The sequence below is a fragment of the Pseudomonas sp. R43(2017) genome (assembly GCF_002112345.1).
Taxonomy (GTDB): domain Bacteria; phylum Pseudomonadota; class Gammaproteobacteria; order Pseudomonadales; family Pseudomonadaceae; genus Aquipseudomonas; species Aquipseudomonas kribbensis.
This window is the reverse complement of record NZ_NEHJ01000009.1, coordinates 46,075-61,515: the sequence shown is the minus strand read 5'-3', so window position 1 is coordinate 61,515 and position 15,441 is coordinate 46,075. Positions and strand designations below refer to the sequence as shown.

Here is a 15,441-nt window from a genome sequence, read left to right as displayed (position 1 = left end):
CTTTGTGGTGTTGATCGCGTTCCATTCGCGGGGGAAAAGCTCGCGTGCAACATAGGCGCAGACATCAACTGTCGCAACCATTAGTCAGCGTGCAATTCAGCCATTTCGATCTAACCATAGAACGAAATCAGAGAAGGGAAGGAAGCGATTTACCGAGGTTTACACAGAGGCGTCATCGAGTATTCAAAGGGCGTCTTCAGCGTCATGAACGGCTTGATCTGACGATGAATATCCGGCAGCGAAAACCGATCAGTGGTTGCTCATCAGGCCGTGCAGAACACCCAGCCGCAAACCGGGTTCAGACGGCTCCATTTGCGCAATGCCGAACACCTTGAAGGCGGCGAGCATGACCACCAGTCCGCCGGGCAGAATGCTCTGACGATGGGATTGCAGGCCGGCGAGTTTCAAATGCCGCACATTGCTGACTTCCAGCAGGCGAAGCGACAGCCGCAGCAGGCCGCCGTAAGTGATGCCGCCCTGACCGTAGTCGTTCAGGCGATTGGCCTTGAGTACTTTGGCCAGCATCCGCGCCGTGCCCGAGGAACCGATAGTCTGCTGCCAGCCCTGGGCGCGATAGCGGCGGGCGACCTTTTCGAATTGCAGGATCGCCACCCGTTCGGCCTCTTGAAGGGCGCCGGGGGAAATCTCGCCATTGCGAAAGTAGCGTGCGCTCAAGGTGCCGCTGCCGATGGCGATGCTTTCGGTCAGCAACGGTTGCGAACCCTGGCCGAGGATCAGTTCGGTGGAGCCGCCGCCAATATCGACCACCAGACGCATGTCATCGGCGACCGGCAAGGTGTGGGCCACACCGGCGTAGACCAGACGCGCTTCTTCGTGCCCGGAAATCACATCGATGCGAAAGCCCAGATGCCGCTCCGCACTGCCGAGAAACAACTGGGCATTGTCGGCCTCGCGCACGGCGCTGGTGGCTACCGCGCGCACACGACCCGGCTCGAAACCGCGCAGCTTTTTGCCGAACCGCGCCAGGGCCTGCCAACCGCGATCCAGTGCCATTTCGTCGAGCGCCCGGCCATCGAATCCTTCCGCCAGCCGCACCGGTTCACGCAAGGTTTTCACTTCCTGAATCATGAAGCCCTTTCTGCTGCGGACCGACTGGCCGATCATCATGCGAAACGCATTCGAACCGAGATCGATGGCAGCAAACAGCGAGGCGTCTTCTTTCATGGGAGTCCTTGCAAAATCCACCGCCCCAGGCCCGGGCGGTTTGCGAGGATTCTGCTATGGCTTCGATGACAACCTGATGACGCGGGGAGGGCGGTTCAATGAATTTGGCGCTGTCATGACACTGTCATTATCGGGTGCCCATACTTGCCCTCAATACATCGCGTGCTTTTCATGATTTTGGCTGCCAACTTTGGCAGCTTTTTTTTGCCTGCGATTTGACTCGTCAGCGAAATTTGCAATTCGAAGGAATGCCCGATTAATATACGTTCCATATATATTCCATATCGGATCTTGCCATGGGCATCGTAAAGATTTCAGAGGACATGCACGAGAATCTGCGCATCTCCAGTAACGCACTGAGCCGCTCAATCAACGCGCAGGCCGAGCACTGGATGCGCATCGGCATGCTCGCCGAGCTGTATCCCGACCTCGATCACCACGCCATCTGCCGCTTGCTGATTCGCGCGGAGCAAGCGGGTGGTCTGGATCTGCAACAAATCTGTGCTCTGGCCGACGCCGCGCAGAACATCCCGGTTCAAGAGGCAGCCAAGGCATGAGAAACCCGATCAAGATCAACACCCGGGCCGAGATCGCCCAGTCCCGTGTGGCTGCGCAATTGGCCGCCGAGGTGCTGGCGATGCTGGTGGCGTACGTCAAGGCTGGCGTCACCACCGATCAACTCGACCAGTTGTGCAACGATTACATCGTCAATGTGCAGAAGGCGATTCCGGCGAACGTCGGTTATCACGGCTTCCCGAAAACCGTCTGCGCGTCGGTCAACGATGTGGTCTGTCACGGCATTCCATCGGGCACGCCGTTGAAGGATGGCGACATCCTCAACCTCGACATCGCCGTGATCAAGGACGGCTGGTTCGGCGACACCAGCCGCATGTACGTGGTCGGCCAGGCCTCGCCCGAGGCGCAGCATCTGATCAAGACCACCTACGAGGCCATGTGCGCCGGCATCCGCGTGGTGCGTCCGGGCGCCACCTTGGGTGACATCGGCCATGCAATCCAGAGCCTGGCGGAAAGGGAAGGTTTCAGCGTAGTGCGCGAGTACTGCGGACACGGGATCGGCAAGGTCTATCACGATGAGCCGCAAGTGCTGCATTACGGTTATCCGAATCAGGGTCTGAAGCTGAAGGCGGGGATGATCTTCACCATCGAACCGATGCTCAACGCCGGCAAGCGCCATGTGAAGAACATGCCGGATGGCTGGACCGTGCTGACCAAGGATGGCTCGCTGTCGGCGCAGTGGGAACACATGGTGGCGGTGACGGAGGACGGGTTTGAGGTGTTGACGGTTTGGCCTGATCAGATCGAAGGTTTTACGGCTATCGCTTGAAAAAAAGGCCACCGCAACCCGACGTTGCGGTGGCCGCAAGTAACACGCGAAACGTCCGCAGGTCAGTGAGCACCCGCGGCTTTGTTCAGATCGCTTTCGGCCCACTCGGTATAGACGCAAGCATCCGCCGTCGCCCAACGCACTTGCACCGGATCGCCAGCCCTCAACGGCATCCCCGCCGCCGACAACGCCTTCACCGTCATCGAAGTCCCGCCCGAAGTGACCACACTGCAAGTCTGGCTCTCGCCCAGAAACAGCACCTCGACCACTTTCGCCGAAACCTCGTTCCAACCGGCCGCCAGCGGCTCGCTGGCCGCTTGCTGCACACTCAACGCCAAAGCCTTTTCCGGGCGCACCATCAGCAAAACATCCTGCCCGGCCTGCAATCCGGCAGTCAGGCGAATCGACAGCGACTGCCCTTCAAAACTCGCCGCGCCGTTGCCCTGTGCCTTGAGCTTGAGGAAGTTCGAGTTGCCGAGGAACGACGCCACAAATGCATTCGGCGGATTCTGGTACAGGTCATAACCGCTGCCGAGCCCGACAATCTTGCCGTGACTGAAAATCGCGATGCGCTGGGACAGGCGCATGGCTTCTTCCTGATCGTGGGTCACGTAGACGATGGTGATGCCGAGGCGGCGGTGCAGCTGGCGCAACTCGTCCTGCAAGTCTTCGCGAAGTTTCTTGTCCAGCGCACCCAGGGGCTCGTCCATCAGCAGAATGCGTGGCTCGTAGACCAGAGCGCGAGCGATGGCGACCCGTTGCTGCTGGCCGCCGGACAGTTGCGAAGGGCGGCGGTGGGCGAATTGTTCGAGTTGCACCAGTTTCAGCATCGCATCGACACGTTTGTCACGCTCGGCCGCCGCGAGTTTGCGGATCGCCAGCGGGAACGCGATGTTGTCGCGCACCGACAGATGCGGGAACAGCGAGTAACGCTGGAACACCATGCCGATGTCGCGCTTGTGCGGCGGCACGTTGACCAGCGACTGGCCGTTGACCAGGATCTCGCCGCTGCTCGGGGTTTCGAAGCCGGCGAGCATCGACAGCGTGGTGCTTTTGCCCGAGCCGCTGGAGCCGAGGAAGGTCAGGAATTCGCCGTCCTTGATGTCCAGCGAGATGTTGTCCACGGCGGCGAAATCGCCGTAGTGCTTGTTCAGGTTGCGCAGGCTGACCAGGGGTTTGTCGTTCTGCTGGGATGCGTCTTTGATCACGGCACTCATGTCGTACTCCTGGCGCTCAGGCGCTGATTTCGTTGCGCCGGCGCAGAGCGGCGGCGATCACCATGACCAACACCGACAGGCCGATCAGCAGCGTCGAAGCGACGGCGATCACGGGCGTCAGGTCCTGGCGCAGGGTGGTCCACATTTTCACGGGAAGGGTTTGCAGGGTCGGGCTGGCCATCATCACGCTGAGCACCACTTCGTCCCACGAAACCAGGAAGGCGAAGAGGGCGCCGGCGACCATCCCCGGGCGAATCGCCGGAAAGGTCACCTTGAACACCGCTTGCAGGCGTGACGCCCCGCAGATCACCGCCGCGTCTTCAATCGACTGATCGAACAGCTTCAGCGAGTTGATGATCGAGATGATGGTGAACGGCAGCGCGACGATCACATGGCTGACGACGAACGCGAACATTGTCCCGGTGTAGCCGAGCTTGAGGAACAGCGCGTACACCGCCACGGCGATGATCACCAGCGGCACGATCATCGGCAGGGTGAACAGGCCGTAGAGCATTTCCCGGCCGGGAAAGCGCCCGCGCACCAGCGCAAAGGCAGTCGGCAAACCGAGGGCCACGGCGCAGATCGTGGTCAGTACCGCGACCTTGAGGCTGGCCGCCGCTGCGTTCATCCAGTCGGCGTTGGAGAAGAACTGTCCGTACCATTTCAGCGTCCAGCCCGGTGGCGGGAACACCAGCCATTGGGACGAGCCGAACGACAGCAGCACGATGAACACGATCGGCAGCAGCAGAAACAGCGCGATCAGCCCGGTGGTGGCGTACAGGCCGAAGCGCATCCGGCGGCTCATGGCATTGGGAGTCAGGAGCATGTCGGCTTACCTCGCGTTACTGGCGCCAACCGGGGATTCCGGCTGAAGCTTCAGGTAGAAGTAGAACAGCACCAGGGTGATGACGATCAGCAACGCGGCGCCGGCGCTGGCCAGGCCCCAGTTGAGGAACGATTGCACCTGCTGAATGATGAACTCCGGCAGCATCATGTTCTGCGCCCCGCCCAACAGCGCCGGGGTGACGTAGTAACCGAGCGACATCACGAACACCATCAACCCGCCGGACGCCAGACCCGGCCGGCACAGCGGCAGGAACACCCGGAAGAAGTTGGTCCATGGACTGGCGCCGCAGATCGAACCGGCCTGCAGGATCATCGGGTCGATGGCCTGCATGGTCGCCTGCAACGGCAGCACGATGAACGGGATCATGATGTAGCTCATGCCGACCACCACGCCGGTCAGGTTGTGCACCATTTCCAGCGGCTGATCGATGATGCCCATGGCCATCAAGGCTTTATTGATGACGCCCGAAGCCTGCAACAACACCAGCCACGAATAAGTGCGGGCGAGGAGGCTGGTCCACATCGACAACAGCACGATGTTGAGAATCCAGCGACCCCAGCCCCGTGGCACCAGAGTGATTGCCCAGGCCAGCGGGAAGCCCAGCAACAGGCTGAACACCGTCACCAGTCCTGCCACCGAGAAGGTGTTGAACAGCACCCGGGCGTAAGCCGAGTTGGCGAACAGTTGCTCATAGTTGCCAAGGCCCGGCACCGGTTCCAGCACGCCGCGCAACAGCAGGCCAATCAACGGCGCGAGAAAGAACAGGCCGAGGAACAACAGCGCCGGCGCGAGGTTGCCAGCGCCGCGCCAGCGTTGCTTGAGGGACGGGGCTGGCGCCATGGCACTGGCCTTTTTTCCGGCGGCCGACCCGGCAGCGCTGGCGGCGCTCCCGGTGGCAGTGGAGGGACGGGACGCGGTGGCCGCCATTTTCATTTGACCAGCCATTCGTTCCACCGTGTCGCGATGGCCTGGCCGTTCTTGGCCCAGTACGCGAAATCAAGAGTGATCTGATCCTTAGCGTAGGCAGTCGGCAGGTTCGGGGCCAGCGTCGAGTCCAGACGCTGCACACTGTCGACGTTGACCGGGGCGTAGGCGGTCAGGTTGGAGAAGTCGGCCTGGCCCTTGGCACTGCTGGCGCTGGCCAGGAACTTCATCGCCGCGTCCTTGTTTTTCGAACCCTTCGGCACCACCAGAATGTCGGCCATGACTAGGTTCTGTTTCCAGCTTACGCCGACCGGTGCGCCGTCTTCTTGCAGGGCATGAATCCGGCCGTTCCAGAACTGGCCCATGCTCGCTTCACCGGAAGCCAGCAGTTGCTGCGACTGCGCGCCGCCGCCCCACCAGACGATGTCTTTTTTGATGGTGTCGAGTTTCTTGAAGGCGCGATCCAGGTCCAGCGGGTAGAGCTTGTCGGCCGGCACGCCGTCGGCGAGCAGAGCCAGTTCCAGCACGCCGGGGCTCGGCCATTTATAGAGGGCGCGTTTGCCAGGAAAGGTCTTGGTGTCGAACAGCGCGCTCCAGTCCTGCGGCTTGCTGGCGCCGAGTTTGCCCTCGTTGTAGCCGAGGACGAAGGAGAAGAAGAACGAACCGACGCCGTAGTCGCTGACGAAACGCGGGTCGATCTTGTCGCGCTGGATCTGTTTGAAATCGAGGGGTTCGAGCAAGCCTTCGGAGGCGGCGCGCAGGGCGAAGTCGGCTTCGACGTCGACCACGTCCCATTGCACGTTGCCGCTTTCGACCATGGCCTTGAGTTTGCCGTAGTCGGTCGGGCCGTCCTGCACGACGGTGATGCCGCTGGCCTTGCTGAACGGATCGGCCCAGGCCTGTTTCTGCGCATCCTGGGTGCTACCGCCCCAGCTGACAAAGTTCACACTCTCGGCGGCCATCGCGGCCTGACCGGTCACGCTCAGCAGTCCCGCAAGAAAGATCGCGGTTGCAGCTTTGTTCAACACCATTTTTACGCCCTCATTGTTGTGTTTTTGAGCGGGCTTGCGTTGTTGCCCGCCTGTCGGGAGCAGTAGCTGGACGGTTTTTCAGGTCGTCCGGTCTATGGAGTATCATATTATGGTATTCCAAACATTGTGCAAGCACTTTGCCTTACCGGCTATCTGGCAAACGGGGTTATTCGGTGAACGGAATGCTCTCGACCACCTCAAGATCGTAGCCGGTCAAACCGGCATATTTCAGCGGCGGCCCCAGGTGGCGCAGCTTGCCGACGCCCAGGTTCTGCAGAATCTGCGCCCCGGTGCCGACCTCCGAATAGATCCGCGATTGCGAACGACTGAACTGCCGAGGCGGCTGGGTCAGTTGCGGCACCCGCTCCAGCAACGCCTGGGAAGACTCATGATTGGCCAACACCACGACCACGCCATGTCCTTCGGCGGCGACCCGTTGCAGCGCCGCCCACAATGTCCAGTTCGTCGGCCCGCTGTACTCGGCGCCGACCAGATCGCGCAGCGGATCGATCACATGCACGCGCACCAGCGTCGGTTCCTCACGGCGCAATTCGCCCATGACCATCGCCATGTGCACGCCACCCTCGATGCGATCTTCGAAGGTGATCAAACGGAAGGTGCCATGCACTGTCGGCAATTCCCGCTCGCCGATGCGCTCGATGGTGTGTTCGGTGCTCAGGCGATAGTGGATCAGGTCAGCGATGGTGCCGATCTTGATCCCGTGCTTGCGCGCAAAGACTTCCAGATCCGGGCGGCGGGCCATGGTGCCGTCGTCGTTCATCACCTCGACGATCACCGAGGCGGGCGTGAACCCGGCGAGCCGCGCCAGATCGCAACCGGCCTCGGTGTGACCGGCGCGGGTCAGCACGCCACCTTCCTTGGCGCGCAGCGGGAAGATATGGCCGGGCTGCACCAGGTCTTCTGCGCGTGCGTTCGGCGCCACCGCAGCGGCCACCGTGCAAGCGCGGTCGGCAGCGGAAATGCCCGTAGTCACACCGACTGCCGCTTCTATGGAAACCGTGAACGCCGTGCTGAACACGCTGCCATTGCTCGGCACCATCTGCTCCAGCCCCAGGCGCTGGCAATGATCGTCAGTCAACGTCAGGCAAATCAGCCCCCGAGCCTCACGGGCCATGAAACTGATTGCCTCGGGCGTGCAACGGTCGGCGGCCAGCAGCAGGTCGCCTTCGTTTTCCCGGTCCTCGTCATCGACCAGCAACACCATTTTGCCGAGGCGATAATCTTCGATGATTTCTTCAATGCTGTTGAAGGCCATGCTGGACTCTCGATGTGGATGAAATTTGTGGTATACCATAATACAAATTCAACCAAGAGGTCACTATGAAGGCGTACTGGATTGCTCACGTGGACATCACCGATCCCGATCACTACAGCCAATACACCCAGCGCGCGCCGAAAGCGTTCGCCGAGTTCGGCGCGAAGTTCTTGGCCAGAGGCGGGCGCAGCGAAGCGATGGAAGGCAGGGCGACGCCGCAGCGCAGCGTGGTGATTGAATTCGACAGCTACGAACAGGCGGTGGCGTGCTACCGCTCGGCGGCGTATCAGGAAGCGAAAAGCTATCGCGAGGAATGGGCGCGGGCGGAGATCATTATTGTGGAAGGGATGGCGCCGTAACGTCTTGCCTGCAAACCCGCAGGAACTACAGAATCGAACGCGACCGCGATCTTTTGATATTTTTTCTGGATCAGGAGATCGTCCGCCGGACGGAATTTAATGCCTGCGATTTTGCACGGTGTGCTCTAAGGGAATATTGATGCGCATGACAAAAGGAATGTTTGCAGGTGGGCGAGTGGGCCTCTGGCTGGTGGTTGCGCTATTTGTAAATGCAGCCTTTCTGGCTTTTCTGATTTTCGGGAACAGTGCGAAGGGACGCGATCTGGAGATGATTAAAACCAAAGAACCCCTGCTGATCGAAGGGCAAGGTGGCGATGACAATTACTATGTCCTGCCGATGGGGACAACGCTATATCACGATAAAAGCTTTCCAGAAGGGCACGATCGTTATGTGGTGTATCTGAATCACAAAGGTGCCATTGCCCACGAAGAAGTCCCGATGAAGCCTGAATATGGCGGTTCCTTTATCGATCCTCTTTGGCTGGCCAATATTGATGCCGATACCTTGAAAGACATTTTCAAGCGTTTCCCACTCTCCAAGAAAGACATCTCCGCTGCTCTCAAAGCCAATGAAATCACCAAAGATGATCTGGCGGATATCATTCGTGCGATGCCGGATTGAGTGAGCAACTGTCGAGGCCCCAGGCCCGGCTCTGCATCTCTGGCAAGTGACGTTTAATCAACGCATGAAATGAATCTTGCCGCTGTCGTCATTGCCCATGTACATGCCATACACCCCGGCCTGGCGTTCCTCGATGTAGCGTTCGAGGATCTGCCGGATTGCCGGGTAGTAGATCTGCTCCCACGGGATGTCTTCCGGGGCGAAGAATTTGCAGTCCTGGGTTTCCGGGCCGTACTGGCCGGTGATTTCCAGCGCCAGGGCGCGGAAGATGATGTAGACCTCGCTGATCTTTGGCACGCTGAAAATCGAATAGGGCGAGACGATTTCCGCGCGTACGCCGCTTTCCTCCCAGACTTCGCGCAGGGCGGCCTGTTCGGTGGTTTCGCCGCTTTCCATGAAACCGGCGGGCAGGGTCCAGGTGCCGGGGCGAGGTGGGATCGCCCGTTGGCACAAGAGGTATTTGCCGTCCTGCTCGATGATGCAGCCGGCGATGATCTTCGGGTTCACATAGTGGATGTAGCCGCAGCCGCGGCACATCAGGCGCTCGTGCGTATCGCCCGGCGGCACTTGCTGACCGAGGTCGGCGCCACCGCATTTCGGGCAAAAGCTCGGGCTGAACATGTCAGTGACCTATGCGCGGTTCTTTCAGCGCGATGGGCAGGGTGATCGCCGGTGTGGCGCCGGTCTCTTCCTGTTTGCGCTTGAGGTAATCGAGGGCCACGGCAGCTGCAGCGCGAACGTGATCGACGCAGGCCTGATGCGCTGCGAGTGCGTCGCCGCTCTTGATCGCCTCGACCATTTTTTCCATTTCCTGGTTGCTCGCGCCGCGACGGTTTTCCTGGGACACCGACGTCGCCCGCAGGTAGCTGATACGCGCCTGCAACTGGCGCAGTTGAGTGGCCGCGACATGGTTGCCCGAGCCTTCCAGCAGCACGTCGTAGAAACCCTGCACCGAGTCGATCACCTGCTGCAGTTCGCCGTCCTTGAGTGCCTTGCGGTTCTCGTCGAGGGCTTTTTCCAGGGCCTTGATATCCTTGGCCTTGGCGCGCAGGGTGAACAGCTGGACGATCAGGCCTTCGAGCACGCAGCGCAGTTCATAGATGTCGACCGCATCGGCGAGGGTGATGATCGCCACGCGCGGGCCCTTGGCGTCGGCGAATTCCACCAGACCTTCGGATTCCAGGTGACGCAAGGCTTCACGCACCGACGTACGGCTCACGCCCAGGCGATCGCACAGATCGCGCTCCACCAGGCGATCGCCCGGCAGCAGCTGGAAGTTCATGATGGCGCTTCGCAGTTTATCCAGCACGATTTCGCGCAGGGTGACGGGGTTGCGATTGACCTTGAAGCTGTCGTCGAGTGGCAGGCGTTTCATGGGGTCCGCTCTTTAAGTTGGCTGTCCATGCCAGACGGGCATTCAAACAGCCGAGGGGTTAACTGGAGGCCTCGGCGTCGGCTTCGGCGAAGGCTTCACGGGCGAGCCGGAAACTGTCCACGGCTGCCGGGACGCCGCAATAAATACCGACCTGAAGCAGAATTTCGCGTATTTGCTCACGACTCAGGCCGTTACGCAAGGCGCCGCGCACATGCAACTTGAGTTCGTGCGGGCGGTTCAGCGCCGAGATCATCGCCAGGTTGATCATGCTGCGCTCCTTGAGCGACAGACCCTCGCGTCCCCAGACATGGCCCCAGCAGTATTCGGTGACCATTTCCTGCAGCGGGCGGGTGAAGTCGTCGGCGTTCTCGATCGAGCGCTGCACGTAGGCTTCGCCCAGTACCTGAGTGCGGATCTTCAGGCCTTGCTCATACTTTTCGTTGCTCATGTGTCCTCCGCTCAGCCCAGTGTCGGCAAGGCGCCGAGCTTGCCCTTGTGATAGATCATCGGCGTCACCGGTTGCGCCGGCAGGATCAGGTTCTTCACCGCGCCGACAATGATCGCGTGATCGCCACCGTCGTATTCGCGCCACAGTTCGCACTCGATGATCGCCGTGGCCTTGGCGAGGATCGGGTTACCCAGTTCGCTCAAGTGCCAGTCGATGCCGTTGGCCTTGTCCTTGCCTTTGCCGGCAAAGGCGTAGGCCTCGGCGGTCTGGTCGGCGGACAGCAAATGGATCGCGAAACGCTTGCTGTCGCGCAACACCGGGTAGGTGTCGGAGGCGTAGTTGGGGCAGAACAGCACCAGCGCCGGATCAATCGACAGTGCACTGAAGGCGCTGGCGGTGATGCCGACGATGCCGCCGTCCGGGTCGAGGGTGGTGACCACCGTGACCCCGGACGGAAACGAGCTCATGACGTCTTTGTAAATGCCGGGTTCGATCATGTCGCAGGACTCCTAGCGCATCACAAACGGATCAGGCATCGGTGCCTGAGAGAGGTTGATCCACACCGTTTTCAGTTCGGTGTAGGCCAGCACCGAATCGATGCCGCTTTCGCGTCCATAGCCACTGTTCTTGAAGCCGCCGATCGGTGCCATCGCCGACACCGCGCGGTAGGTGTTGACCCAGATGATCCCCGAGCGCACGTCCCGGGCCAGACGGTGGGCGCGGCCCAGATCGCGGGTCCAGATGCCGGCGGCGAGGCCGAACTGCGAGTCGTTGGCAATCGCCAGCGCTTCTGCTTCATCTTTGAAGCGGATGACCGAGGCCACCGGACCAAAGACTTCTTCCTGCATGATCTTCATCGAGTTGCGGTCGCACTCGAACAGCGTCGGTTCATAGAACCAGCCGTCACCCACGCCGCTCGGGCGTTTGCCGCCCAGACGCAGACGCGCGCCTTCGGCGATGGCATCGGCCACCAGACCTTCGACCACCGCCAGTTGCTGCGCGGTGGCCATCGGGCCCATTTCGCTGCTGTCGTCCTGCGGGTTGCCGATGCGGATGCGTTGGGCGCGCTCCACCAGTCGGCTGACGAATTCGTCATAGATTTCGTCCTGCACCAGCAGTCGCGAACCGGATACGCAGCTCTGGCCGGACGCCGCGTAAATCCCGGCGATGGCGCCGTTGATCGCGCTGTCGAGATCAGCGTCGGCGAAGATGATGTTCGGCGACTTGCCGCCCAGTTCCAGCGACAGCTTGGCGAAGTTCTCGGCGCTGCTGCGCACTACATGCCGGGCCGTGGCCGCGCCGCCGGTGAAGGCGATCTTGCGGATCAGCGGATGGCGGGTGAGGGCAGCACCGGTGCTCGGCCCGTAACCGGTAACGACGTTGACCACGCCCGGCGGAATCCCGGCTTCGAGGGCCAGGCGCGCCAGCTCCAGAATGGTCGCCGAGGCGTGTTCGGACGGCTTGATCACGATGGTGTTGCCCGCTGCCAGCGCTGGGGCCAGTTTGATCGCGGTCAGATAAAGCGGGCTGTTCCATGGAATGATCGCGGCGACCACACCCATGGCCTCGTGCACGGTGTAGGCAAACAGATCAGGTTTATCCAGGGGCAGGGTGCCGCCTTCGAGCTTGTCGGCAAGGCCGGCGGTGTAGTGGAAAAACTCCGGCAGATAACCGACCTGACCCCGGGTTTCGCGGATCAGTTTGCCGTTGTCGCGGCTTTCCAGCTGCGCCAGTTGTTCCTTGTTTTCGGCGATCAGGTCACCGAGACGACGCAGCAGTTTGCCGCGCGCGGTGGCGGTCAGGCCGCGCCATGCCGGGCTGTCGAAGGCGGTCTGTGCGGCTTGCACGGCGCGTTCGACATCGGCTTCATCCGCGTCGGGCAATTCGGCCCAAGGCTCGGCCAGCGCCGGGTTGAGGCTTTCGAAAGTCTTGCCGGAGAGGGCGTCGACCCATTCTCCGCCGATGCACATCTGGAAGCGTGCGAGTGTCATGCAACGATCCCCTTTATATGGTTTTGTCGGGCGTGTGCGGTTTCGAGAAATTCCAGCAGCGTCTGGTTCACCAGCCGAGGCGACTCTACCGGCATCATATGCCGTTGCTCGGGCAGCACGGCAACCTTCGCGCCGGGAATGCGCGCGGCCAGTTGCTCGGCCATTTCCGGGGTCGATCCGGGGTCCAGCTCGCCGGTGGCGATCAGCGTCGGCGCCTGGATGCTGCCCAGGTCGTCGGCGCGGTACATGTCTTGTGTGGCGAACAATTCGTAGGTGGTCAGGTAACCCTGCGGGTCATTGCCGGCCAGGGTCTGGCGAATCGCGGCGATTTGCGCCGGGTTGGCTGCCTGATATTCACGGCTGAACCAGCGAGATAGCGCCGCTTCGGCATTCGCGTCTGGCCCGTGCTCGGCGGCTTGGGCGGTGCGGGCAATGACCCCGGCGCGCTGCTCTTCGCTACGGTTGAACACACTGTTGAGCACCACCAGGCTTTTCAGGCGCTCCGGGTAATGCAGGGCAAAGGCCCGCGCCACCAGACCGCCCATGGAAAAGCCGATCACCGATGCCAGCGGCAATTGCAGGTGGTCGAGCAGCTCCAGCAACTGATCGGCATAACCGAGCAGGGCGGTGCCGCTGGCCGGACGCGGGCTGGCGCCATGGCCGAGCATGTCGTAGGCGATCACCCGGTATTGCGTGGCCAGGCCAACGATCTGGCCGCCCCACATTTCTTTGTTCAGGCCCACGCCGTGGATCAACACCACGGGGTGGCCTTGGCCGGTCGCCAGATAACTGGTGCCGGCCGGGGTGAGTTCAGCGGTGAGCCGAATCATGGAGCGCTCCTGCAATGCCTTTTTTTATTGTGATTACTGGGCTTTTTCGGCGGCCAGTTCTTCCAGATCGATGTAGCGGTTGCCGATGCGCGGGTGCAGGCGACCACCGTCGGCGCAACCGAGCACCACGACGATTTCGTCGGCGCGCGGAGCGTCTTCGATCTGCATTTCCAGGGTGATGTAGTGCGAGCGCAGGCCTTCGTCGTCCTTATGCATCATCGGGATCTGGATCGAAGTGCCCGGGCCGCCGCGCTTGTTGGTGAAGCTCAGGTAGCTCTTGGCCTTGACCGCTTCGCGGTAGTGGTTGCCGAAGCGCAGGGTGTGGATCACCGCCGAGGCGTGTTCGATCTCGCCATCGGCGCCGACCACCGCAGCCTTGCCGTAAGCCTCGATCTTCTCGGCGCCGCCGATGATGCCCACCAGGCGCTCGACCATCATCGCGCCGAGGTCGGAGCAGTTGGCGCGGATCTGCGGCTTGAGATCCTCGACAAAGCCGTTGCCGACCCACGGGTTTTTCATCACGACGGCCAGGCCCACCATGGTCACTGGGGTGTCGGACGCCTTGCCGCCTTCAATGAAGGTCTCTTCGACATAGCTGACGATCTTGCGAATTTCGAAACTCATGAGCTGCTCCGTAGGGGATAAAGAGTGTCTGTGCGTCTGATGGTATACCATAATACCGATCGTGCAAGTCCCCCACGCAAGATTCCCGTCCATCAGTCGGACGAATGCCCGCGCATTCAGCCGCCGCTGTAATCCCTTTCGGTTAACAAAAGATAACGTTGCGCCGATTGTCAGACGTTTCGAATGCCCGATAGGATGAGCCAGCTTCCGAAGTGGCTCTGGATTGCGGGTTTCAGGACTATGCTTCTGACCAGCCGTCGCCGGAGCACACTTGCGGCGCCCTTGAAGGCCGAATGGCCTAACAATAATAAATAGGGGAAGGTCTATGAGTCGTTGCCGCCCGCCGGCGTTACGCAACACCGCGTTGCTGGCCACAGCACTCTCTCTGCTGGGCTTTGCCACCTTGTCGGCGCCTGTCCTGGCTGCCGAAGCGCCTGCCGACGTGGTCTACGCCATCGAATCGGCCAAGGCCCCGAAAAGCCTGATGCTCGATGTCGTCCACGCCGGTTCACGGCTGGTGGCGGTCGGGGATCGCGGGCACATTCTCTACTCCGACGACCAGGGCAAGTCCTGGACTCAGGCCAAGGTGCCGAGCCGCCAGTTGCTGACGGCCGTGTATTTCGTCGACGACAAGCACGGCTGGGCCGTCGGCCATGACGCGCAGATCCTCGCCAGCGAAGACGGCGGTCAGACCTGGACCAAACAGTTCGAAGACCTCAAGCGCGAATCGCCGCTGCTCGACCTCTGGTTCAAGGACCTCAACAACGGCCTGGCCGTGGGTGCCTACGGCGCGTTGCTGGAAACCACCGACGGTGGCAAAAACTGGCAAGACGTCAGCGACCGCCTCGACAACCAGGACCAGTTCCACCTCAACGCCATCGCCGCCGTCAAGGACGCCGGGCTGTTCATCGTGGGCGAGCAGGGCGCGATGTTCCGCTCCGCCGACTGGGGCCAGACCTGGGAAAAAATCGAAGGCCCGTATCAAGGCTCGCTGTTCGGTGTAATCGGCACTGCCCAGCCGTCCACGCTGCTGGCCTACGGGCTGCGCGGCAACCTCTACCGCTCCACCGATTTCGGCAGCACCTGGCAGCAGGTCGAACTCAAGGCTGCGCGCGGCGCCCTGGAGTTCGGCCTGTCCGGCGCCACGCGGCTCGACGACGGCTCCATCATCATCGTCGGCAACGGCGGCACAGTGATCAGCAGCAGCGACAACGGTGAAACCTTCAGCGTGTTCAACCGCCCGGATCGCATCTCGCTGTCGTCGGTCACCGCCGCCGGCAACGGCAACCTGATCCTGAGCGGGCAGGGTGGCGTCCACACCACCACGCCCAACGGCACCGAGCTGGGCAAATGAGCCGAATCAATAA

General features: G+C 61.4%; 18 protein-coding genes. 5 read left to right on the top strand and 13 right to left on the bottom strand.

Translation table 11 applies throughout. The features are described 5' to 3' along the window. Nucleotides 1-249 precede the first annotated feature (249 nt). Nucleotides 250-1,185 carry a Ppx/GppA family phosphatase gene (locus CAG02_RS23665; RefSeq protein WP_085711345.1) on the bottom strand — a complete coding sequence of 312 codons (936 nt, stop codon included), beginning with the start codon at nt 1,183-1,185 and terminating at the stop codon, nt 250-252. A gap of 296 nt (nt 1,186-1,481) precedes the next feature. On the opposite strand from CAG02_RS23665, the gene CAG02_RS23660 reads away from it, so the two are divergent. Beyond that, nucleotides 1,482-1,742 (top strand): ParD-like family protein, encoded by a 261-nt coding sequence (locus CAG02_RS23660; RefSeq protein ID WP_085711344.1) that lies wholly within the window; start codon nt 1,482-1,484, stop codon nt 1,740-1,742. Next, nucleotides 1,739-2,530, top strand: coding sequence for a type I methionyl aminopeptidase (gene map / locus CAG02_RS23655; protein WP_085711343.1), 792 nt, complete (start codon nt 1,739-1,741; stop codon nt 2,528-2,530). Before CAG02_RS23660 ends, map begins: the two co-directional genes overlap by 4 nt. A gap of 62 nt (nt 2,531-2,592) precedes the next feature. On the opposite strand, the gene CAG02_RS23650 is transcribed toward map, so the two are convergent. From CAG02_RS23650 to ribBA, 5 genes are all read right to left on the bottom strand, one after another. Next, a complete protein-coding gene (locus tag CAG02_RS23650; RefSeq protein ID WP_085711342.1) occupies nt 2,593-3,747 on the bottom strand; it encodes an ABC transporter ATP-binding protein in 1,155 nt (384 codons plus the stop codon). Nucleotides 3,748-3,763: 16 nt separating this feature from the next. Beyond that, entirely contained in the window at nt 3,764-4,573 is an 810-nt protein-coding gene (locus CAG02_RS23645) for an ABC transporter permease (protein ID WP_085711341.1), read from the bottom strand. A gap of 6 nt (nt 4,574-4,579) precedes the next feature. After that, nucleotides 4,580-5,527 carry an ABC transporter permease gene (locus CAG02_RS23640; RefSeq protein WP_085711340.1) on the bottom strand — a complete coding sequence of 316 codons (948 nt, stop codon included), beginning with the start codon at nt 5,525-5,527 and terminating at the stop codon, nt 4,580-4,582. Continuing rightward, nucleotides 5,524-6,549 carry an ABC transporter substrate-binding protein gene (locus tag CAG02_RS23635; RefSeq protein ID WP_085711339.1) on the bottom strand — a complete coding sequence of 342 codons (1,026 nt, stop codon included), beginning with the start codon at nt 6,547-6,549 and terminating at the stop codon, nt 5,524-5,526. Before CAG02_RS23635 ends, CAG02_RS23640 begins: the two co-directional genes overlap by 4 nt. Before the next feature lie 166 nt (nt 6,550-6,715). After that, nucleotides 6,716-7,825 (bottom strand): bifunctional 3,4-dihydroxy-2-butanone-4-phosphate synthase/GTP cyclohydrolase II, encoded by a 1,110-nt coding sequence (gene ribBA, locus CAG02_RS23630; RefSeq protein ID WP_085711338.1) that lies wholly within the window; start codon nt 7,823-7,825, stop codon nt 6,716-6,718. A gap of 65 nt (nt 7,826-7,890) precedes the next feature. On the opposite strand from ribBA, the gene CAG02_RS23625 reads away from it, so the two are divergent. After that, the gene (locus tag CAG02_RS23625) at nt 7,891-8,184 is read left to right on the top strand and encodes a DUF1330 domain-containing protein (protein ID WP_085711337.1); all 294 of its coding nucleotides are present in this window, start codon (nt 7,891-7,893) and stop codon (nt 8,182-8,184) included. Between the two features lie 139 nt (nt 8,185-8,323). Beyond that, complete coding sequence (locus CAG02_RS23620; RefSeq protein ID WP_256576910.1) at nt 8,324-8,806, top strand: hypothetical protein; 483 nt, start codon at nt 8,324-8,326, stop codon at nt 8,804-8,806. 57 nt (nt 8,807-8,863) lie between these two features. On the opposite strand, the gene CAG02_RS23615 is transcribed toward CAG02_RS23620, so the two are convergent. The 7 genes from CAG02_RS23615 to CAG02_RS23585 are packed head-to-tail and all read right to left on the bottom strand — an operon-like array spanning nt 8,864 to nt 14,074. After that, nucleotides 8,864-9,427: an NUDIX hydrolase gene (locus CAG02_RS23615; protein WP_085711336.1), complete on the bottom strand. Its 564-nt coding sequence runs from the start codon at nt 9,425-9,427 to the stop codon at nt 8,864-8,866. A 1-nt stretch (nt 9,428) separates the two neighbouring features. Beyond that, entirely contained in the window at nt 9,429-10,181 is a 753-nt protein-coding gene (locus tag CAG02_RS23610; protein WP_074688591.1) for a GntR family transcriptional regulator, read from the bottom strand. A gap of 58 nt (nt 10,182-10,239) precedes the next feature. Next, nucleotides 10,240-10,629, bottom strand: coding sequence for a carboxymuconolactone decarboxylase family protein (locus CAG02_RS23605; RefSeq protein ID WP_007957404.1), 390 nt, complete (start codon nt 10,627-10,629; stop codon nt 10,240-10,242). An 11-nt stretch (nt 10,630-10,640) separates the two neighbouring features. After that, complete coding sequence (locus CAG02_RS23600; protein ID WP_085711335.1) at nt 10,641-11,126, bottom strand: flavin reductase family protein; 486 nt, start codon at nt 11,124-11,126, stop codon at nt 10,641-10,643. A gap of 12 nt (nt 11,127-11,138) precedes the next feature. Next, complete coding sequence (locus CAG02_RS23595) at nt 11,139-12,620, bottom strand: aldehyde dehydrogenase (RefSeq protein ID WP_085603065.1); 1,482 nt, start codon at nt 12,618-12,620, stop codon at nt 11,139-11,141. Further along, entirely contained in the window at nt 12,617-13,450 is an 834-nt protein-coding gene (locus CAG02_RS23590) for an alpha/beta fold hydrolase (protein WP_085711334.1), read from the bottom strand. The genes CAG02_RS23595 and CAG02_RS23590 overlap by 4 nt, the downstream gene beginning before the upstream one ends. A gap of 33 nt (nt 13,451-13,483) precedes the next feature. Next, nucleotides 13,484-14,074, bottom strand: a complete 591-nt coding sequence (locus tag CAG02_RS23585) for an amino acid synthesis family protein (RefSeq protein ID WP_007957412.1) — start codon at nt 14,072-14,074, stop codon at nt 13,484-13,486. Between the two features lie 325 nt (nt 14,075-14,399). Here CAG02_RS23585 and CAG02_RS23580 point away from each other — a divergent pair, with 325 nt between their 5' ends. Further along, nucleotides 14,400-15,428 carry a YCF48-related protein gene (locus CAG02_RS23580; protein WP_085711333.1) on the top strand — a complete coding sequence of 343 codons (1,029 nt, stop codon included), beginning with the start codon at nt 14,400-14,402 and terminating at the stop codon, nt 15,426-15,428. Nucleotides 15,429-15,441: the final 13 nt, after the last annotated feature.